The sequence below is a fragment of the Synechococcus sp. MU1643 genome (assembly GCF_020514095.1).
Lineage (GTDB): Bacteria > Cyanobacteriota > Cyanobacteriia > PCC-6307 > Cyanobiaceae > Parasynechococcus.
In genome coordinates this window covers 665,135-682,725 of sequence record NZ_VTKY01000001.1, presented here as the reverse complement: position 1 = coordinate 682,725, position 17,591 = coordinate 665,135, and the positions used below count along the sequence as shown (strand labels likewise).

Genomic DNA, 17,591 nt, shown 5'->3' with positions numbered 1-17,591 from the left:
TCAGCCCCGGCTGATTGGGTCAGACTGGTCTTCGTTTGGCAACTATTTTAGGAACCAAACGGAGGTCAGTTACCCGTTCAGTCACACATACCCCTAATACCTATGTGGCCTATCGGAACGATTCCTCCACATCGTATGTAGCGGAGTTAGTGCAGTCTATCTATCCCATCTAAACGAGGATGAATAGACGGCACCTACCCACCTTCCACCAGACAAACACCATGCAAACCACACGATATGGTGATGGCTTTAGGACTAACAATGAGAACCCTAGAGCTCTAAACACCAACCTGCGTTCTAACGGACGCAACGCTAAGGCCCTAGGTCTTTCTCCAACACAGCTTGGCATCTCTCCTAATCAGCTTGATCACCTCAGTGTTGATCAGATCAAGGACCTGTCGAAACAGATTCAGATGCTGGTTATGACTTATCACCAGTTGGAATCTCCATGACATGACCCTAGACAGGGTGATGGATGGTGTGCAGTCCCAGAACACCACTGGGGCTGACATCATTTCAAACATTCATGACCTTCACAGGAACAAAGAGCTTCGGAAATATCCTGGAGCTAGATCAAGACTTCCGCTTCAATGCAGTGGTCTGTGATCACAGCCTTACCGAAAAGGAAGAGGGACGCTACTGGGTAGCAGTCCAACCTTCGTACAACGGATGGCAGACAAGCTATGCCATGTGGCTAGATAGTTTCCTTGGCGAGCACTGTGCAAATAGAGCACAGCTTGTGCAGGAAGCAATCATTGCTCGTGAGCTTGTCTTCGAAACCATCAATACACCTCTCACTTCTGGTGAGATCCAACAGGGAACTCAAGTAGACCTCAAGGTACGCATCGAGATCAATCACATCCGCACAGTGGAAAGTGGTGACATCAAAGGTGTACGCCTACAGCTCAACTGCTGTGACGAACTTGTTCAAGAGAGTCAGCCTGCACAGACCTTCGCTGAGGTAGTGCCGTCAGGTTCTGTCGACAAGATCTACTTCGATTTCTAGATCTATTCCACCCATCCACCCAACCACCCACAAATGAAGATCCTCTCAATCAGAAAGCACCGCTGCCCTGCTGTTCAGGTGGTGGTGACCAATAAGACCATGAAGCCTAACGACTATGTGATCAGGACTTATCGCAACAGTAAGTTCTCCCCACGCCCTGAGGGATACACCTCACTCTGGGTAGACCCTGCTGCATGTCCCAATCACCCGATCGTGGCAAAGCGCAAGCAAGTGGCGGCCACTGCCAACTGAAGTGTGGTGGTAAAACACTACTTTTGTAATGAGGAGACTCGGGGCCCGGCAACGGTTCTGGGGTTGTGTTTATCTAAGGTGAGCCTCCACCTTGATAGGAAGATTCCCCACGGGGATTGGCCCTTCATATCTGAACAGATCAAGGCCCCATGACGTTGTGACGACCATGGGTTTCCCGGGTGTATAGGTTGAGTCGATGTTCATAGCATCATTCTCTTAGGGTTCGATTCCCTAGCCACCCTTGTGCCAACAGCTGGGCACCAATGCAGCTGAGTTAATCACGGGACCAGTGGTGCGGTCCGTGTGTGGATAAAGACCCTTCTTTCGGGGTCAAATGCGGTGAGTTGAAGAGGGGGTAGTTCCAACGACCTATCCCCTTTTCATTTGCTCGTCATCATTGATAGTGTGAGTTATCAGCTCTTTTCTTAGAGCCTCTTTACTTGTTGTTCCAGTGCAGTCAAAGCTGCCTTTCAGGTGCAAGTCCTGATGCTGGCATTTCGCACAATATAGATCACGAAAAGGTGATCCGGTAACCACTCCGTGTGCGGCGTCTACACCAACGTCTGATTCCCGGCCCTGTGCCGGTGTACTTAAAACTATGCCCGAATACGTGCCCACAGCTGCTGACGTAGCTGAATGGTCCGGAGGCGGCTCCGAAGAACAAGCCGTTGATCTACAAGCTCAAGCTGAGCAACAATCACAACGGTCATTTGATCGTGCTCAAGAGAATCTGACTTACCGGCACTCCGGTGCGGGATTCCTTGATCCTCTCGATCACAGTGATCACCAGCTCCACAAGTTCCTGAAGGCTCGCAACGAAGCCGAGGACCGTGGTGATTATCACGAAGCACAGCGTCTCGAAGCAATGCTCGATGCGTTTGTGGCTGGCGATGTTCCCATCGTTCAAGACAAGAAAGCACCCGCTACACCTAAGGCCTCTACTCCCGCTCAGGAAGAACCCAAAGCACAAGAGGTTGTGGAGGAACAACCACAACAGAGGTTCACAGATCTCCCTGCTGCTGTTGATGTCAACAATGCAATGGGTGGTGCCGACAAGGCTGATGAGGTGATCTCCTACATCAATGAGAATTACTCAGATGATGAAGCCCGCACTGTGTTGAAGGCTCTTCAGTCAGACAACTCCGACGACGCAATCATCGCGATGACGGTTGCCAAGACACGGATGGAACAAGCCGCTAAGGGCAACGTCCAAACCAAGATGGGTTTCGATGATGCCTATGCCAAACAGCTGGGTGAGCGTTATGGCGCCAAGGCTGACGCTGTTGTTGATCTGAGCAACAAGGTTGCATCAGGTGAACTGACTCAAGCCGCTGCAATGGCCCAGGCCATGAAGGACCCGCAGCTCCTAGCAACTGCACAGCAGATGCTCTCTGACGGATCGATCACACTCGCCTGATAAACAATGTCTGACAACAACACCACAACATCGAAAGTATCAACCATCTCTGATGCTGCTCTGGCAGCTATGGAGAGAATCGAGCAAGAAGCAAAGGCTCGTTACCGGGAAGAGATCCAGGCCTCCAACACCCTCAAGAAGGCGGAGCCTGTCGACTATTCCCAGCCCGAGGACCGGGAAGAGGTTGAGCTGACCCCAGCCACCTCCTACAAGCCCACCTCACACATCCCTGCCTTGCGCGGTGACATCACGAAGGTGACCCGCCCCTATGCCGACAGAGCAGAGGTGACTGCACCTAGTGCCGGCATCTTTGATCGTCTCGACAAGAAGGAAGCAGACCGTCGTCTTCAGGAGCTTGAGGAAGCTGAAGCCCACCGCGAAGCGGTAGAGGCATCTCAACCCGTCAACCTCCAGGCAGATCTCCAAGCCAAGTCTCGGATCATCACCCGACTGGAGAAGAAGCTCTCCCAGGTGCTCAAGCGTCTGGACGCTCTGGAGGGCAGTGATCAGTCATGAGCAAGGACATCAAGATCCCCCGCCCCGGTGCCCCCAAGGTGGGGCGCCATCCCAAAGCATCCGACAAGGCTCCCGAAGGGAACTGGATGGATAGAGGTATCACCGTCACGGAGGGAACACGTAAGCCCTCTGGGGTGACCGACGTCAGCTCCACCGGTCTCGGACGAGTTCTGAAGACCTCAGAAGAGCCCATCAAATACGACACAGAGGCATACGACTTCCGCCGTTTCTCTGACCACCCAGACACCGACTCAAGCCCTACTAACTAATGACCAATGCCCCTAGTTGCTATTCACGGCCCCATTGCTGAAGGGGCTCCCTTACGTGTCGTTGCCTCTGCCTCCGCTACCGGCGGTCCTAGCCGGGGTGGCGACCTTCCTGAATTCGCCTACTGCATCCGCATCGATAGCAAGGCCGCTACGACCTACCAGTGCTATTCGACCGCTGCTGGTGCAGGGGAAAGATCCGGACCCATGCAGGAGTACTCGGAGTTGCCACCAGGCGCCGTGGAGTACCCGGCGTGACACAAGAGGAGTTCAACAACCAATTCGAGAAGGATCATCCTCTCCCTGAAGAGATGGACCCGACCAAGGTCAACTCCCTCGGCTGGTCTTATTCCGGCCGGGGTCCTTCTAAGGCACAAGCCAGAGAGGAAGCCCGTATCGAAGCTGAGGTCGCACAGGAACGTGCCGACAAGTCAAAGCTCGATGCCCAGGCTTCTCGCAATGCATACGCCTGGAAGCTCAGGCAGATGAAACAACGGGGCAAGCGTTACTAAACACTTTTAATCAAACAAGCAACAATGGCCCACCTCATCATTAGTGATGACGGCCATAGGATTGTGTATAAATGTCGGCACTGCCAATGCGTTACCGACTACAGATACAAGTCATTCTCAGATGCTGCACGGAGAGCCGAGCTCCCCTGCAACCACTGTGCTTTGGCTGATGTGGCTCAACATCGAGACACAGACAACTCCTAGGCCTATTTCATCTTTCCCACAACAACAACATGAAGATCATCCGTCTTAAACGGAGTGGCAGACCTACGGGTCAGATAAAGCTATCCAAGATGTTGAACACCGGCACCAACTCTGCTGATGTTCTGGGCGGCGTCACGATGCTGCTCGAACACTACAAGGTTAGTGCCCTTATCTCTAACTACTACGACACCCACCAACATGGACTTACCTAACCTTCAGGTGGCTTACCTCGAAGCTTGTTTAAGCCTTGATAGTGCCGGCAAGTCCTCTCTATCTAAACAACAGGAAGCCGCTTTGTCGTTGGCCAAGTATCTAATCAAGACCAAGAACAACGATGGCAAAACCAAGTAAGAAGAAAGTCTCAGAAGCTCAGGCCGCTGAGGTTCATGCACTGACCGTGCAGATCCTTGAACTCCAGGCCAAACAGATGCTGATGACCGGAGAGATTGATAACGCTGGTGTCCGCAACATGCTCACGTACCTGAAGCAGCAGGACGTGACTGTCGACCCAGAAGAAGATCCCGGCACGATCAGCCTTGTGAACGCTTTGAAGACCATCGACCTGAACTACCTCTGAAGCTCAGCACCCCCTCTCCTCCGCCTTTGGCGTCCTCGAGGGGGTACACCCTGACACCTCTCTGCAACCCTCTGCAACGGGCTTGACCCCCTTGCGTGGTAGATCGTACCTATCGGAGCCGAGACCGGCCTTGTAGGCGATCCTCGTGGGGCTCAGAGTGAAATCGGGAGAAATCTCCGTTCCCTATACCCATATGCGGGGCGGCGAACTTCCCCCGCATACCCCCTGGCTTCGAGAAATCAGAGGGGGTGGGGGTCATGGAAGGGAGTGGGGTAGGCCCAGGTCGATCGATGGGGGTGGGGCCAGGCCCAGACCCCTTGTCCTGACTGGCCGTGTGACGAAACCGGAGGATCGATCAATGGTCAGTGCAGGCCTAGCTATTCCTCGAGATCCATTGGTATGACTGGGTTCTCGTTAGGCCGGCCGCTGTTGAGAATGGCCGGGCTCGCGTATTCCTCATCTACTCCTACTCATCTGTTGAAGGCGGTCTTCTCAGAACAACCACCAGCCCAGCAACAGGCCAAGGACGATGCCCTTCACCCAGACCAAGGCAGCCATCTGGTACTCAGTGAGGCCGAGCTTGTTCTTGATCCAATAGAAGGCGTCCTTGTCTGCGAACAGCAGAGCCTTGATTGGTCTCCAGATCACGAGGCCATCACGCTTCCAGTTCATTGAGGCTCGGCAAAGCCAACTAGGTCTAGGGACAAGTGATCAAGCCGGCACTAAGGCCAGCCAAGGGAGAGCCCCTTCATGTGTCCCTATGTGTGTCCCTATTCTTCAGTTGAGAAGGGCACACCAGTCAGTTACTGCAATGTGTCTGGCTAGGTCAGGTCAGTTGAAAAAACCTTTGGACTGAAGCCACAGGCCGATGGCGAGTAGTGGTCCGAAGCCGGCGACCAACACGGTGATCTTCAGGCGCAGTGGCGACACCTGAGGTTTGGTCTCTCGAAGAGCCATGGCAAGGCACAAAGGCATGTGAACTTAAACGCTGTACTGCGCTGGTGCCTGTTCCAATGCCAACCAATGCGAGCCCCCCTAGAGCTCGTACTCCTCTTCAAATTGCTGGATCAGCCCCTTGTAAAGCGCAAGCAGGCCTTCTGTTTCTTCGCAGAATCCGTCGGTGGTGTACTTCGCGATGAGATTCACCACGGCGCTTCGGATCTGCGTGAAGGCGCCGAGGTACTCAGCCTGGATGTCTTCATTCCGGATGTCGTTGATCAACGCGCCCACTAGCTCAATCTTTCGCTTGGCAGCAGACATTTCCGCTTCCATGTCCTTGTTGAGCTTGCGACGTTTCTTCGGCATCCCCTCAATCGGATCAATCACCGACATTACGGGAGCCGCCGGCCTTCCTTGTTCGAGCGGCTTCCCCTAGCGTCGGGTTCGCTCGACCCATGGCCTTGTGAATCGGACCTTTCGCGGTGTTGCTTACGTGTCCGTCTGGGTGGTGATTTGGGGAACGGTGGCGTCCTTGATGGACTGGATGCTGCTGACGGGTGAGGTCTACGAAACGGCCAGCTCTGGTCAGGCGGTGACGTTCATCGCCTACGGGGCCGCAACAGTGGTTTTGGCCACACGGTTCTCGGGGCGTTTTCTTGCAGATGCCGATTCAGAAACTGCGGATCAGGAGTGATCCGCCCATGAGCAGCGCCAAGATCTCGAAGGATCGTTTGACCAGGCGGCTGCCTTTCACCAGGGAATAGTGGGCCCCCAGGAAGCCTCCGATCAGCGACCCGAGAACCAGGGCAGGAAGCCAGTCCCAACGGATTTCTCCGCTCAGACCCAGCACCAGCGCCCCGGTACCATTCCAGCCCAGGCCCACCAGCACCAGGGTGTGAGCGACGGCTCTGGAATAACTCAGCCCAAACCAGCGCACCAGCCAAAGGGTGACGAACAATCCCGTGCCTGAGGTGAGTGAGCCGTTGAGAATGCCGATGATGAATAGCCCGCAGCTGCCAATCCCGATGGTGCGGGCTGTCAGAGGGCGGGGCTGGTCTGTCGTTCCCAGATCTGGTTTCCGAGCCGAGTAAAGCCCAAGCCCCAGTGTCAGCAGCCCAAGGCTGGCGGTGGCCGCTTGATCGGGTAGCGCAAGAATCACGCTGGCTCCCACAAAAACCCCTGGAAGACCGGCAGCCAACACCAGCGCCGAGCGTTTCAGGTCAAGGCTGCTGGCACGCCAATGACGCCCTGTTGCCCCCACCCCCAGGGCAACGCTTGCCACTTTGTGGGTGGCCAGTGCCATGGCAAAGGGCAGGCCGAGAAGGATCAGTGCGGGCAGTTGAACCAGTCCTGCCCCACCTCCCGCGAGAGCTGAAAGGGCATTGGCGCCAATGGCGATGCCCAGCAGGGCGATTTGCATCAGCAGTTCGGACACGCTCAATCTTGTGTCAGGAAGGAGATGGGCACCGAAAACGTGAGGATGCGATGAGGTTTGCCCGGGAGAATGGCGACGCAGGCAACTTCGCGATCAGCGTGAGCTTCGCGGGACTGCATCACAAAGGCGGTGGCTTCTTCGATGCTCCACATCGGGGCATCACCGCTACGGCGTTCATCCCTGTAGGCCTGCCAGACCTCGCAGAACGCCTCTCCATCTTCACCACGTTTCATTTCCGTCAGCGCCTCTTCCAGGCCCACGTCTTCGAAACGTTCGAACAGGTGAACCATCAACGGGTGGGCAATGGTGGATGAGGCTTTCAATGTTGAGTTGATGGTGCCGATGGCGCTCACCATCAGCTTCGGCTTGGAGCGTCGTGCATCAATCACTCCCACTGGCAGGTTGAGGTCCCAGCTGGGGTGTCCACTGACGGCACAGGCCAAATCGAACAGTCCCAAACTGCATTGTTTGATCAGGCTCTGAATGGTTTCTCGATCCATGGCTCAGTTCCGCGCGGCCCGATTCACCGTTTGCACTCCAGTGTTGCCAGGATGGCTGCCGGATGGTGCCGGTTTGGATGTCCTTGGTTCAGATCTACCTTGATGCCGTCACCCACCAGGTGATCACGAATGAAGAGCTTGCCTACGTCGCCGGCAATCAGGATCGATTTGATCGAACCGAACTGAAACTCACTGCACGCCTCGAACACCTGATTGGCGCAGGCAGCATCAGCATTGGAACACGCTGATTATCCGAACAGAAAACGTTGAAGCCGATTGAGGAATTGCCGCATCGTTCTTTTATCGCGGCTGAAGATCACTCGCTCATTTGACGGCATCGCGCGACTCACCTGATATCTGCCCTGATAGACAGGTATTGAGGAGAGGTCAAGTTTTCAAGGCAGGGCAACAACTCCTGACCAGGTCTGGAGAACATCGGGTGCGCCCTGGGTCAGGGCGGCAACAGCACTGGCTGAGCCAATCCCGATCCCAACCACAACTCCTATGGCAAAGACGAGCAGTCCCGTCAGAACACTGCGTTCGGAAAATGGCATCCACTCAACGATCAGCCGACCTGACTTTCCTTCGGCCAACGTCAAATTGCCACTGCGCTGTCACAGGACGTGATGGGCGCCAGAGCGGATCTGTTGTGTGGTTTCGGCCACAAAGGTAGATCTACCGACTGATCGATCCGGCTTGTCTTCGCTAACAACCGAATGTCAGCCAGATGACAGTTTCAGTGATGAAAACGATTGACGAGCACATCCAGAAGGACCAGGAGGAGTTCCTCAAGGCCCTGTCTGAGCACAACGACGGCAAGGTGCGTCATCTCACAGAAGAGCTGCAGTGGCTGTTGGATCACAAGAAGCAATTTCCTGAAGATCCCCATGACCCTTCCCCACTTGAGCTGTTCTGCGAGCAGAACCCCGATGAGCCCGAGTGCCTGGTGTACGACGACTGAGTAGAAGTACTCATTCTTGGCTTCGGTAGGGCGCGAGCCCGCGCCTCAACACACAACTTATATAAGTTGTGTGTAGTCGACGTGTTCTGTAGTGATCCGCGCCATCCTCTCCCGTCCCATCGCCGGCGACCTCGGTCTCCTTGTGCTTCGGGTCTTCACCGGCGCTCTGCTCATTCACCACGGTTACGAGAAGCTCGCCAATATCGAGAATTTTGCTGATGCATTTGTTCGACCCTTGCATCTCCCCTTCCCGATCCTTCTCTCTTACGTCGCGGCGTTCTCTGAGGTGATTGGCAGCTGGTTGTTGATCACTGGATTGCTGACTCGGATGGGAGCGTTGGCAGTAGCCGGGACGATCTCCGTTGCCATCTACCACGCCATAGTCACCGCCGGCTTCAACATCTACCTTCTTGAGCTGCTTGGGCTTTATTTCGCGGCTGCTGTGGCCGTTCTGGCCTGTGGTCCTGGCGTCTTTTCTATTGATGAGCTGATTGCCCGACGACTCGAGCCCGACATGCAGTTCTCCGCAGCGGAAGACACGGATTTTGCTAACGGCAAGGCTGTTGTTCTCGAAGAAGCTGTTGCCAGCCGTTGAAGTTCACCACGATCAAGTGAAAAAGCCCCGCAATTGCGGGGCTTTTTTCGTGGTTGACGACGGTGCGGGGGGTAGACGCGTCAGAATCGTCAGAGTTGGATTAACGCGATGAAAGAGGTCAGCATGCTCGAGATGATTGGCCGTTCATTGGCGAAGGTTGCCGCAGGAGCTGGTATCGCAGCAGTGTTGATCTGGTTGACCTACGTGATGCTGGATGTAGGCCATATGCAGTCGGGCTTTACCCTGCCTCAATCCAGTTATTGACCTGAGATGCAGTGGAATGATGCTGAATCACCATTCCTGATCGTCGCTTCGCTGCTGATTGTTCTTCAGGTTTGTTGGATTGGAACTGCCCTCCGGCGTAACCATCGCAGGCGTCTGGGGGAACCTCTCAGCGCAATAGCGTTCCAGCGTGAACTCCAGCGGATTTTTTCAAGAGCGAATGGGTTGTCCTGAGCCATGAAGCAACTTCCAGGTCAACGGGGCAAAACCCTGCCGCGATGGCTGAAGACTGGCAGCGCGGGGCTAATCACCGTCATGGCCACCATTTGGCTGCTGTCGTTGCTTCCCTTTTTGCTCCTTTTAGCGTTGCTTCTTTCAATCGCACTCATACCTGTCACCCGTCGTCTCAGACGAGAGATAGAAGAGGCTGGATACAACGTTGACGAGACCAGGAGATCTGATCAACGCCGTGATCTCAACATCACTCCTTGGCACCGACAGCTTCGTAATATCTGGAGAGATTTCAGCTCTTGAATAGGTCGTTAGCCATCGAGCGATAACGACCAAGGGAACTACCTGCTCGGCGAGATTTTGTGGGCAAACTTTGGCCTGGCAAAAGGTTCAATGGAGCGAAATTCACCAATTGGGTTTCGGGGCGATCCTTCTGCTCGGCCGCCAACAGTTCAGCAATGGCTTCTGCCGTAGTTTGCGGAGAAGGCGCGATCTGCGAGACGATTTCGATTGATTCAATCGATTCTGTTTTCAATGGGCTGCTGGCTGTAGCAGGAGAAGCTTGTTGCTTGTCGGGCTTGGCTGCGCCGAGTGGCCATAGGAAAACGAAACTCAGGAGAAGAGCAACGGCGGCCGTGAGGGTGCCGGTGAGTCCTAATGCAAGACCCTGAAAATTCCACAGCAATCCCGAACCCGCCATTCCGAAGGTGCCCAGGGCAGCCAGCATCAGGCCGAGAATGGAAGCCTGTGGTGCTTTGACCTTGAGTGGCTGACTGACGTCAGAGACTTCGAAGGGTGCGAGTTGCGGTTCAGGCCGAAGCAGAACAAAGCTGATCCCCAGCAGAACCAATGCCGTGACAGTGCTGCCAAGACCCAGGGTGCGGCCCTGAAAATTCCAAAGCAAACCTCCGCCAGCAAGACCTGAAACCCCGAGGGTTGCCAGTGCAAGTCCACTCAGGAAAGGTAAACGGTTGCGCATGACTCAGTTGCTCCGGTTTTGCATTGCGGCGTAAGCAACTGCTCCGCCAGTGATCACGGTGAGTAGGCCTGTGGTTAATAGAAAGCCCACCAACATTGCGAATCCAAGAACAGAACCCAGGAGGGACATTTTGATCCGCAGCATTTTCGACTTCATCAACATCATCAACAGCAAAGCCACGGTGGCTTTCAAGCCAGCGATCTTTGCAGCGCTGATGGGACAAAAAGGATTGATCAACACTGTCGAATGCCCTTGGTCGTCTTAAGCGTTTCTGAAGTCTGGCGAAAACAAGGGCACACCGTGGGTGTGCAATTGATGAGGTTTAAGAAGCGACGGATTGGCAAAAAAAAAACGGGCCCTTGGGCCCGATTCTTGAATGAAGTGCTGGCTCAGCGACGACGGTTGCGGGAACGCTGCTTCAGCTTGCGCTTGTATTTCTCAACGGGAGTCTCGTGGTGACGGATCCGACGCAGATCAGAAAAGATGCCGGCTTTTGCGACGGAGCGTTTGAAGCGCCGCAATGCGGATTCAATACCTTCGTTTTCGCCGACTGTGACCTGACTCATCCGTTCCCCGAAAGAGAGCAATAAACAACTACCTTACCAGCCCTCCTCTCCCCGCTGCACCACAGCCCGCCCAGTGTGGGCTGAGCGTTTTGCATGACGCTTGTTGAAGAGATCGTGGCGCATCCCAGCTTCTGCTTTGGGATGGGTCCATCACTCCGGTAGGCACCCGTCTTGACCCTCACGCACTGCCCCCTGTGCATCGGTCTGGCTGTTCTTTCGGCCGTTCGTTTTATGGCCCACTGCGCTATAGCCATTCAGCTCGAACGCAGCACGGCTGGGGGGTCGACCCATCCCGCCATGCTGTTGGGAACTCTGTTTGAGCTCTGAGGGAGTTCGGCTTCAGGGATCCTTAGGATTAACCAGCTGCAGATAAGCCATGTCGGCGTTCTGCATGGCCTCCTCATCCTGATGAGCTTCAACGCTGTACAAGAGGTGAATCAGCCTGCCGCGATCCATGCCACGGTCGGCAACCTCTTCCCAGAGGCGTGAGCTGAGCTCGGCATCACGCCACTCGAGTTGGGCATGCACCAGCGCCCGCGTCATGGCAACGTAGCTCTGACGGTCGTTGCGGAGCCTGTCTTCCGACAGGTTGTTTAGAACTGCTGGCTTCAGCAGATTGCGAATCGTTTGTGAGGCTGCCCTCAATACCTTTGGCATCGTCGTTGTCCGACTCAGTTCAGTCTGATTCGGCCATCAGGGGTGACAACGGCGTGAAATGCCTATGCCTGGATCCGAAATGAGTATTTGAACTCACTCAGGTTGGACTGTATTGCTGATGACTTTTTGTAAAGTCAGTTCCGTTAGGTTTAATCTTTCTTTCTTAGGCCCGTGGAAATACTTGTGCTGGCGGCAGTATTTGTGCCCTTTTCTGCTCTCGTAATGAATGCATTTTCCGGTGATTCGGAAGACGATTTCGATTTTCTCTAAATGGAAGCCAAGCTTCTGGCGCTGTTGACCTTTGGTGCAGCCGTTATGACCCTATGGGCTTGGTTGGTGGCGAATCTGCCGCTGATGGAGTCTGACCGGAGCAAGCCAGACAGCCGCCATTGATTCGGTAAGGCGCCAGATGCCCGCGTAGACAAGTTGTGCCACGAAAAAAGAGTTTCTGTCCTAGCTCTCTCGCATGTGCATCGGTAAGTGGTAACGAAAGCCAGCGTTCAGGCACCTGCCCCTGCAGCTGTGACCTGGCTTCTAGTGCCTTCTGTCGCCGTTGTTTTTCCTCACGATCGTTTTTGCGATACACACCTTCAATTTGGAGTTCGCGAGCACAGGTTTCACAGGCATGCACTGTGGCCTTACGGCGGGCCGTGTTCAGCGACAACTTGTCGCTGGGAACTTCTCGCTCGGCCCCACAGCTGCAGCGGCACCACCAAAAGGCGTTTCCCGATTTGGTTCGCCGTTCGGATGAGCGAATAACCGTGAGTTTGCCGTAAACCTCGCCGATTCGGTTGCGTGGACTAGAGGGCATTGCTCAGGCAGATTTCTGATCAGCTGCGTTGTCCACATCGGCGAACTTGGCAGCCATCGTTGGATTGCGTCTGGTCAACTTTTTAACGGTCACATCCTGTGCCTTGTCATTGGCGAGCCGCAGGTTTCGATCAGCACCCAACAGGGCATCCTTGGTTTTTTGGAGGTGATCAATCGACTTATCGATTTCATCAATTGCCGTTTGAAAGCGTCTTGAGGCGAGGTCGTAGTTGCGTGAGAAGGATGTTTTAAAGGTTTCGAGATCATTCTCGAAGTTGGTTACATCGATGTTCTGGGCTTTCACCAGAGCGAGCTCCGCTTTGTATTCCAAGGATTTCAACGCAGCATTGCGGAGCAATGTGATGAATGGAATAAAGAATTGTGGGCGAATGATGTAGGTCTTAGGGAAGCGATGAGACATGTCGACAATACCTGAGTTGTAAAGCTCGTTTTCGGGCTCCAGTAGTGAGACGAGCACCGCGTACTCGCAACTTTTCTCGTTTCTGTCTTTGTTCAGTTCTTTGAGAAAATCTTCATTCTTCTTCTTAGTGGTCGTTGTGTCGGCCTCATTTTTCATCTCAAACATGATTGAGATGATTTCGTTGTTGAGGTCGTCTTGGTCGCGGAAGATGTAATCACCCTTGCTTCCACTGCGCGCGTCGTTGTCTTTTTCGAAATACGCTCTCGGAAAAGCAGCTGCACGAATTCTGTTGAATTCGGTTTCGCAGTGTTGTTCAAGGGTTTCTCCCACCATTTTGGTGGAGAGCCGCGCTTTCATGTCGCGCAAGCGTTCAATGGCCTGGTCCCGGTCACTGAGCTGTGCTTCGTAGCGGTCTTTCAGTGATTGTGATTCCAGTTGATGCTTTAGTTCCGCTTCCTTTAAGCCGCTCTGTAGTGCATCCCGTTGTTTCTCTACTGAGCTCACCGCTTCATTCACGGCCAGCTGGCGCTGCATGGCCCCAGCCTGGAGCTGCGCTTGCAAATCTCTCACGTCATTGTCTTTTTGCAGCGTCACCGCCTGCATTTCTTTTGCGAATTTGGTCTCTGCTAGGCGTAGCTCTGTTGCCTGCTGCTCACGCATTTGTTGGAGTTCAGTGGCAATACGATCCCGCTGCTTCTCCGCTTTGTAAACGGCATCTTTAATCGCCAGTTCTTGATGCATTGAACTTTGCTTGAGTTGTGCCTCAAGCATTTGCATCTCTCTGTCTTTTTTGGCGATGGCCAACTCGATGGCATTGCGTTTGTCCTGTTGCGCCAGGGCAAGTCGCTTGTTCAGTTGTTGCTCAAAATCTCGATCTCTCACCTGTTTGAGGATGTCGGCATAGCCGGCTTCATCCACCTTGAAGGCTGTGTTGCAGTGAGGGCAGATGATGTCGTGCATGTCTGACGATTTGTGTTGAACGTTCGCGCCACTTGCTGGAATTTTATCCGGCTCTGGCTAATACGAGATCAGCTCACGGTTCATGCCATGCCCGATTGGATCGATCCACGCTCAATGGTCGACACGGTCATCATCTTGAGCATCGTGGCCCTGGCCGCCATCGGTTTCGTGGTTGGTATCAAGGAAATGATCACCGATCTGAGCAAATTGCGTCGCGCCAAGGGTTAAGCAGCCTTCAGCTTTCCAGCCCGGATCGTAATGTCGCCAATCTTGCGGCGTTCACACCAAGATCCGAGTCGCCGAGGCGCGACTCGGACCGTGCCTGGATCTGGCTGTTGTTGCGATCAGCGAACAGCTCGAGGTCATCCACAAAGCCAAAAAAAGCGCTGCTGGCTTCGGCATGGAGGTAGGTCTCGGTTTGATCCACGACAACCGTCCGCGGCGATTCCCGCACAAGTTCACTCAGCCTGCTGAGCTCAGCCATCGGGTTGTTGCTTTCCCAGGTTTGGCTGGCGCAGTGAGCCGTGGTCGGGCAGTTGCGTAATGCCCCGTTGCTCAAGCCAAGATCAGCAGGCACGGGCCCAACAAGATGAAGCAGCATCAAGACGGGCGCCAGTAGGCCGGCAAGAAAGGTCACTGTTCTCTGCGGGAACGACCGCTCCAGTTGAGCATCCAAAGCCAGACGCCGAAAAGGGTCCCAACCGGTAGTGCGACCACCACCAACTGGCTAATCACAAACTGCCGCACTTCAGGATCCACGCTCGCACTGATGGCAGGTCATGCAGGGCCGATTCGCTGTTTGTTCGGCATCATGGAGTGCATTGCCGGGCAACGATGACGAATCCGAGCTGGATTTTGCTCGCATGGGTGGTAGTGGCACTCGCCTCTGCCTTCAAATTTTGGTCGATCACGCGCCCTTTTCGAGACAAAATTACTGTGAACAGTGCACAAACGGTTGATGAGGCCCGTCAGCGCTTGGAACGTCGATGGCGAAACGACAGCAAGGTGTGACGCTTATTTCTCGGCAATCACCCAGGCTGTTGCAGCTCTCTGGCGCACATAAAGATCAGCAAGTTCCCGTGCGAGATCTTTCAACGTATCAAGGTCATGCGTGTCGTCGATCGAACGCTTAATCGATTCAGCTTCGAATTGCTGAGGCAGGCTCAAATTCACAACTCATGAGCAGTTTAACCAACTGTAACGAAGAGTTATTTTGGGTGTGAGCTGGCTGCTGCGCGTGAACGAGCGATCTCTTCTTGCCAAGCCAAAAGCAGATCTTTGCTGATTTCCTGCAGCTGTTTGACATCGGTGATCGCACTGATATCGAGACTGCGCTGTTCGATGTCGAAAAGTTGGCCAAGTGTCAGAGAGATGGGCTCCATGGTGTCGTCGACAGGTTCGACTCAAAGTATTAACCTGATGTTCTGATGTCGTAACAACGGGTACATTTTGTCTCCGATGTGTGCTGCCGCATACTTCATTCTAACGAAAACACATTGCGTCAAGTTATTTATAGACTGATTGTAATCAAGCGCTGATCATTAAATGTTGACATCCCCAACGATATAAAGCTGATCTTCCTAGATTTAACGCAAGATGCTTGTTGAGCTTTGGACGGTTCCGGACAAAACCTCGAGCGCCGTTACCACTTGGAAGTTTGGAGGGAAACGGTTTGTTGGATGCATACGCGATGCAGCGATCTTGAAAATCTGGATCGTGAGCGCGATGCCGCCTCGATTTATACGGAGTTCCGTTTGAGGGGTGTGGCCTGATTTGAAATCAGTTCTACGATTCAGCAACGGGGAGGGAAACGGCCACCAAGAGAGCGATGCCGATTTCGGTGGCGGCAACCAGTAGTTCAGTAACGATTCCCATGCTCAGTTGAAGTTTTCATCGATGGGTGGCATGTCGCTGGGTCGCATCAAGGCAAACACCACAGCAGCCGTCAACACAATGCCAATGCCCACCATGGCGATGATTGCGGTTGTGTAATCGCCCATCTCGAAAGCCCGAACAACCTCAGGTTACACGAATGTAACGCTCTGTAAAGCGATTCTCAGGTTGTGTTCCCTAGCTGGAGGGAGTCGTGAAGTTCGTCTGACTCAGCAGCTCCTTGCCGCGACGGTGGATTTCCTTGGCGTAGTCGGTCCAGGCACCTTGCCCCCAGTACCGAAAACAACTGGTTTCCAGCAGCAGCACATGTAGCAAAGAATCCTGATAGGCCTTGGTGCTGGTTGTTCTGGGGTCTGCGGCGACCGATGGATCAAACAGCGCATGGAACTGAGCACTGAGCTGATTCATCGGGCCCAGCACATTGGCGTAGCCCTCGACCCAGCTCAGGTTGTTGGTCCAGGACGCACCCTCCATGCTGAAGCTGGAATCGTCAGCACTCAGTCTGCTGATGGCCTCCTCAACGCCTTCTGCAGAGGTGTTGAGGCCAATTTGATTCCAAAGGCAATGTTGCTGCACCGCCTGGATGGTGGGGAACTGATCTGCATTCACTCCGATGCGCTCTAGGGCTTCGATGTATTCACTGCCGTTGATGGCCACGGTGCCGTTGGGGTTGTCTCGGATGTGGAAGTTGGCCTGCCGGAAGGCTTCAGGGAATTCATTCATCATCACCCCACCGTTTTCCCCATCGGCAATCTGGCTCACCAGTGATGGAACCTCGACGTCACCAAGGCATTGCCGTTCGCAACCCAATGCCTCGTAATAAGGCTGCATCTGGCCTACAAGTTTGGTGTCTGATCCCTGGGTTTTGATCAGTGCAGTGATGCTGATCTCCTCGCCTTGGCTGTTCCTGGCGAGAAGCCGATTCGGCACAAAGCATTGGCTGCGCCGCAGTGGACTGCCGTTCATGCACTCAACGCTGTGCTCTTGAACCAGGAGCCACTGATACCCAGTTTCCTTGAGGGCTTTGACGAATTCGAACAGGGTGTCGGGATGGTTGGGTAGCGCCATCTCCGGTGGAGAGAAACCCTTGACCCGTTCCAGTGCAGCGTTGCCAAAACAGGCCACGAACTGATGTTGCCAGGCGCTGATTTGCAGTTTCAGGTCTGGGATGGGTGTGGATGGAGCTACGGCATGGCTCCAGAAAGTTCCAAGCCACTCCACGTGCCCCTGCATCAACGGATCACAGGCGAGATAGTGGAGTGCATCGCCAATGTCGTGACGCCCCATCTGCTCGATTCCCCAGAGCAGATTGCCCGAGTAGTCGAGCATGATTCTTGGGCTGCAGTCCTCGTTGATCAGTTCAGGTAGCAGTTCGGCAAGACGCCGGTAGCAGTGGGCGAATGGTTCGGCGTTGTGGTTATCACCCTCGTTGGGGTGATTCAGCATGTATTGAAGATGGGAGATCAAGCTGTTATTTGCTCCCGCCGGCACCGTCGGTTGGTGCATATGGAGAGCACAGGCAAAGCCGGAACGCACTTGTTCAAGCTCGATCGCGCTGTTCGTCCAGACCTGGCGTTGTTTGAGCATCACAGCGGTGACGTCCGCTTCTCGTCCGCTAATCGGTGGACAGCCTGTCATTGCACTCCGCTCGTTTTCACTTGCCGGCACGCGG

Annotated in this window: 30 protein-coding genes; 14 read left to right on the top strand and 16 right to left on the bottom strand. The window is 54.2% G+C overall.

The window, feature by feature from the left end:
* Positions 1 to 526 precede the first annotated feature (526 nt).
* The 7 genes from FZX09_RS04100 to FZX09_RS04070 all read left to right on the top strand — a co-directional run bounded on the left by FZX09_RS04100 (position 527) and on the right by FZX09_RS04070 (position 4,750).
* Complete coding sequence (locus tag FZX09_RS04100; protein ID WP_226400243.1) at positions 527 to 1,006, top strand: hypothetical protein; 480 nt, start codon at positions 527 to 529, stop codon at positions 1,004 to 1,006.
* Between the two features lie 850 nt (positions 1,007 to 1,856).
* Positions 1,857 to 2,675, top strand: a complete 819-nt coding sequence (locus tag FZX09_RS04095) for a hypothetical protein (protein ID WP_226400242.1) — start codon at positions 1,857 to 1,859, stop codon at positions 2,673 to 2,675.
* A gap of 69 nt (positions 2,676 to 2,744) precedes the next feature.
* On the top strand, positions 2,745 to 3,191 hold the full coding sequence (locus FZX09_RS04090; protein ID WP_226400240.1) for a hypothetical protein: 447 nt from the start codon (positions 2,745 to 2,747) through the stop codon (positions 3,189 to 3,191).
* Positions 3,188 to 3,460: a hypothetical protein gene (locus FZX09_RS04085; protein WP_226400238.1), complete on the top strand. Its 273-nt coding sequence runs from the start codon at positions 3,188 to 3,190 to the stop codon at positions 3,458 to 3,460. The genes FZX09_RS04090 and FZX09_RS04085 overlap by 4 nt, the downstream gene beginning before the upstream one ends.
* 6 nt (positions 3,461 to 3,466) lie before the next feature.
* Positions 3,467 to 3,715: a hypothetical protein gene (locus tag FZX09_RS04080; protein ID WP_226400236.1), complete on the top strand. Its 249-nt coding sequence runs from the start codon at positions 3,467 to 3,469 to the stop codon at positions 3,713 to 3,715.
* Between the two features lie 53 nt (positions 3,716 to 3,768).
* Complete coding sequence (locus tag FZX09_RS04075) at positions 3,769 to 3,969, top strand: hypothetical protein (RefSeq protein ID WP_226400234.1); 201 nt, start codon at positions 3,769 to 3,771, stop codon at positions 3,967 to 3,969.
* 538 nt (positions 3,970 to 4,507) lie between these two features.
* Positions 4,508 to 4,750, top strand: a complete 243-nt coding sequence (locus tag FZX09_RS04070; RefSeq protein ID WP_226400232.1) for a hypothetical protein — start codon at positions 4,508 to 4,510, stop codon at positions 4,748 to 4,750.
* Between the two features lie 492 nt (positions 4,751 to 5,242).
* Here FZX09_RS04070 and FZX09_RS04065 read toward each other — a convergent pair whose 3' ends face one another.
* The 3 genes from FZX09_RS04065 to FZX09_RS04060 form a co-directional block, all read right to left on the bottom strand.
* Positions 5,243 to 5,422 (bottom strand): hypothetical protein, encoded by a 180-nt coding sequence (locus FZX09_RS04065; RefSeq protein ID WP_226400230.1) that lies wholly within the window; start codon positions 5,420 to 5,422, stop codon positions 5,243 to 5,245.
* A 159-nt stretch (positions 5,423 to 5,581) separates the two neighbouring features.
* The gene (locus FZX09_RS11900; RefSeq protein WP_255599590.1) at positions 5,582 to 5,707 is read right to left on the bottom strand and encodes a hypothetical protein; all 126 of its coding nucleotides are present in this window, start codon (positions 5,705 to 5,707) and stop codon (positions 5,582 to 5,584) included.
* Between the two features lie 78 nt (positions 5,708 to 5,785).
* On the bottom strand, positions 5,786 to 6,055 hold the full coding sequence (locus tag FZX09_RS04060) for a hypothetical protein (RefSeq protein WP_226400375.1): 270 nt from the start codon (positions 6,053 to 6,055) through the stop codon (positions 5,786 to 5,788).
* Between the two features lie 97 nt (positions 6,056 to 6,152).
* On the opposite strand from FZX09_RS04060, the gene FZX09_RS04055 reads away from it, so the two are divergent.
* Positions 6,153 to 6,383 (top strand): hypothetical protein, encoded by a 231-nt coding sequence (locus tag FZX09_RS04055; RefSeq protein ID WP_226400228.1) that lies wholly within the window; start codon positions 6,153 to 6,155, stop codon positions 6,381 to 6,383.
* Here FZX09_RS04055 and FZX09_RS04050 read toward each other — a convergent pair.
* Positions 6,360 to 7,109, bottom strand: a complete 750-nt coding sequence (locus FZX09_RS04050) for a sulfite exporter TauE/SafE family protein (RefSeq protein ID WP_226400374.1) — start codon at positions 7,107 to 7,109, stop codon at positions 6,360 to 6,362. The two genes, FZX09_RS04055 and FZX09_RS04050, sit on opposite strands and share 24 nt — an antisense overlap.
* A gap of 17 nt (positions 7,110 to 7,126) precedes the next feature.
* The gene (locus FZX09_RS04045) at positions 7,127 to 7,624 is read right to left on the bottom strand and encodes a hypothetical protein (protein ID WP_226400226.1); all 498 of its coding nucleotides are present in this window, start codon (positions 7,622 to 7,624) and stop codon (positions 7,127 to 7,129) included.
* A 77-nt stretch (positions 7,625 to 7,701) separates the two neighbouring features.
* Here FZX09_RS04045 and FZX09_RS04040 point away from each other — a divergent pair, with 77 nt between their 5' ends.
* Complete coding sequence (locus FZX09_RS04040) at positions 7,702 to 7,872, top strand: hypothetical protein (RefSeq protein ID WP_226400224.1); 171 nt, start codon at positions 7,702 to 7,704, stop codon at positions 7,870 to 7,872.
* A 147-nt stretch (positions 7,873 to 8,019) separates the two neighbouring features.
* Here FZX09_RS04040 and FZX09_RS04035 read toward each other — a convergent pair whose 3' ends face one another.
* The gene (locus FZX09_RS04035; RefSeq protein WP_226400222.1) at positions 8,020 to 8,178 is read right to left on the bottom strand and encodes a hypothetical protein; all 159 of its coding nucleotides are present in this window, start codon (positions 8,176 to 8,178) and stop codon (positions 8,020 to 8,022) included.
* 188 nt (positions 8,179 to 8,366) lie between these two features.
* Here FZX09_RS04035 and FZX09_RS04030 point away from each other — a divergent pair, with 188 nt between their 5' ends.
* The 3 genes from FZX09_RS04030 (at position 8,367) to FZX09_RS04020 (ending at position 9,444) form a co-directional block, all read left to right on the top strand.
* Entirely contained in the window at positions 8,367 to 8,585 is a 219-nt protein-coding gene (locus FZX09_RS04030; protein WP_226400373.1) for a CP12 domain-containing protein, read from the top strand.
* Between the two features lie 91 nt (positions 8,586 to 8,676).
* Entirely contained in the window at positions 8,677 to 9,180 is a 504-nt protein-coding gene (locus FZX09_RS04025; RefSeq protein WP_226400220.1) for a DoxX family protein, read from the top strand.
* 108 nt (positions 9,181 to 9,288) lie between these two features.
* Positions 9,289 to 9,444: a hypothetical protein gene (locus FZX09_RS04020; protein WP_226400218.1), complete on the top strand. Its 156-nt coding sequence runs from the start codon at positions 9,289 to 9,291 to the stop codon at positions 9,442 to 9,444.
* Between the two features lie 481 nt (positions 9,445 to 9,925).
* On the opposite strand, the gene FZX09_RS04015 is transcribed toward FZX09_RS04020, so the two are convergent.
* The 3 genes from FZX09_RS04015 to rpsU all read right to left on the bottom strand — a co-directional run bounded on the left by FZX09_RS04015 (position 9,926) and on the right by rpsU (position 11,178).
* Positions 9,926 to 10,360 (bottom strand): hypothetical protein, encoded by a 435-nt coding sequence (locus tag FZX09_RS04015; RefSeq protein ID WP_226400216.1) that lies wholly within the window; start codon positions 10,358 to 10,360, stop codon positions 9,926 to 9,928.
* A 255-nt stretch (positions 10,361 to 10,615) separates the two neighbouring features.
* A complete protein-coding gene (locus tag FZX09_RS04010) occupies positions 10,616 to 10,852 on the bottom strand; it encodes a hypothetical protein (protein WP_370624168.1) in 237 nt (78 codons plus the stop codon).
* 149 nt (positions 10,853 to 11,001) lie between these two features.
* Positions 11,002 to 11,178 carry a 30S ribosomal protein S21 gene (gene rpsU / locus FZX09_RS04005; protein WP_009790002.1) on the bottom strand — a complete coding sequence of 59 codons (177 nt, stop codon included), beginning with the start codon at positions 11,176 to 11,178 and terminating at the stop codon, positions 11,002 to 11,004.
* Positions 11,179 to 11,349: 171 nt separating this feature from the next.
* Between rpsU and FZX09_RS04000 the strand changes: the two genes are divergently transcribed.
* Complete coding sequence (locus tag FZX09_RS04000; protein ID WP_226400214.1) at positions 11,350 to 11,505, top strand: hypothetical protein; 156 nt, start codon at positions 11,350 to 11,352, stop codon at positions 11,503 to 11,505.
* Between the two features lie 12 nt (positions 11,506 to 11,517).
* Here FZX09_RS04000 and FZX09_RS03995 read toward each other — a convergent pair whose 3' ends face one another.
* The 3 genes from FZX09_RS03995 to FZX09_RS03985 all read right to left on the bottom strand — a co-directional run bounded on the left by FZX09_RS03995 (position 11,518) and on the right by FZX09_RS03985 (position 14,026).
* On the bottom strand, positions 11,518 to 11,835 hold the full coding sequence (locus FZX09_RS03995) for a hypothetical protein (RefSeq protein WP_226400212.1): 318 nt from the start codon (positions 11,833 to 11,835) through the stop codon (positions 11,518 to 11,520).
* A gap of 313 nt (positions 11,836 to 12,148) precedes the next feature.
* A complete protein-coding gene (locus FZX09_RS03990) occupies positions 12,149 to 12,646 on the bottom strand; it encodes an early protein (E6) (RefSeq protein WP_226400198.1) in 498 nt (165 codons plus the stop codon).
* A gap of 3 nt (positions 12,647 to 12,649) precedes the next feature.
* Positions 12,650 to 14,026: a DUF2130 domain-containing protein gene (locus FZX09_RS03985; RefSeq protein WP_226400196.1), complete on the bottom strand. Its 1,377-nt coding sequence runs from the start codon at positions 14,024 to 14,026 to the stop codon at positions 12,650 to 12,652.
* Positions 14,027 to 14,113: 87 nt separating this feature from the next.
* Here FZX09_RS03985 and FZX09_RS03980 point away from each other — a divergent pair, with 87 nt between their 5' ends.
* A complete protein-coding gene (locus FZX09_RS03980; RefSeq protein ID WP_226400194.1) occupies positions 14,114 to 14,254 on the top strand; it encodes a hypothetical protein in 141 nt (46 codons plus the stop codon).
* A 7-nt stretch (positions 14,255 to 14,261) separates the two neighbouring features.
* On the opposite strand, the gene FZX09_RS03975 is transcribed toward FZX09_RS03980, so the two are convergent.
* The 4 genes from FZX09_RS03975 to FZX09_RS03965 form a co-directional block, all read right to left on the bottom strand.
* Positions 14,262 to 14,627 (bottom strand): DUF1499 domain-containing protein, encoded by a 366-nt coding sequence (locus FZX09_RS03975; protein ID WP_226400192.1) that lies wholly within the window; start codon positions 14,625 to 14,627, stop codon positions 14,262 to 14,264.
* Between the two features lie 413 nt (positions 14,628 to 15,040).
* A complete protein-coding gene (locus tag FZX09_RS03970; protein WP_226400382.1) occupies positions 15,041 to 15,193 on the bottom strand; it encodes a hypothetical protein in 153 nt (50 codons plus the stop codon).
* Positions 15,194 to 15,903: 710 nt separating this feature from the next.
* A complete protein-coding gene (locus tag FZX09_RS11895) occupies positions 15,904 to 16,026 on the bottom strand; it encodes a hypothetical protein (RefSeq protein WP_255599589.1) in 123 nt (40 codons plus the stop codon).
* A 70-nt stretch (positions 16,027 to 16,096) separates the two neighbouring features.
* Positions 16,097 to 17,557, bottom strand: a complete 1,461-nt coding sequence (locus FZX09_RS03965; RefSeq protein ID WP_226400190.1) for a glycosyl hydrolase family 57 — start codon at positions 17,555 to 17,557, stop codon at positions 16,097 to 16,099.
* Between the last annotated feature and the right edge of the window lie 34 nt (positions 17,558 to 17,591).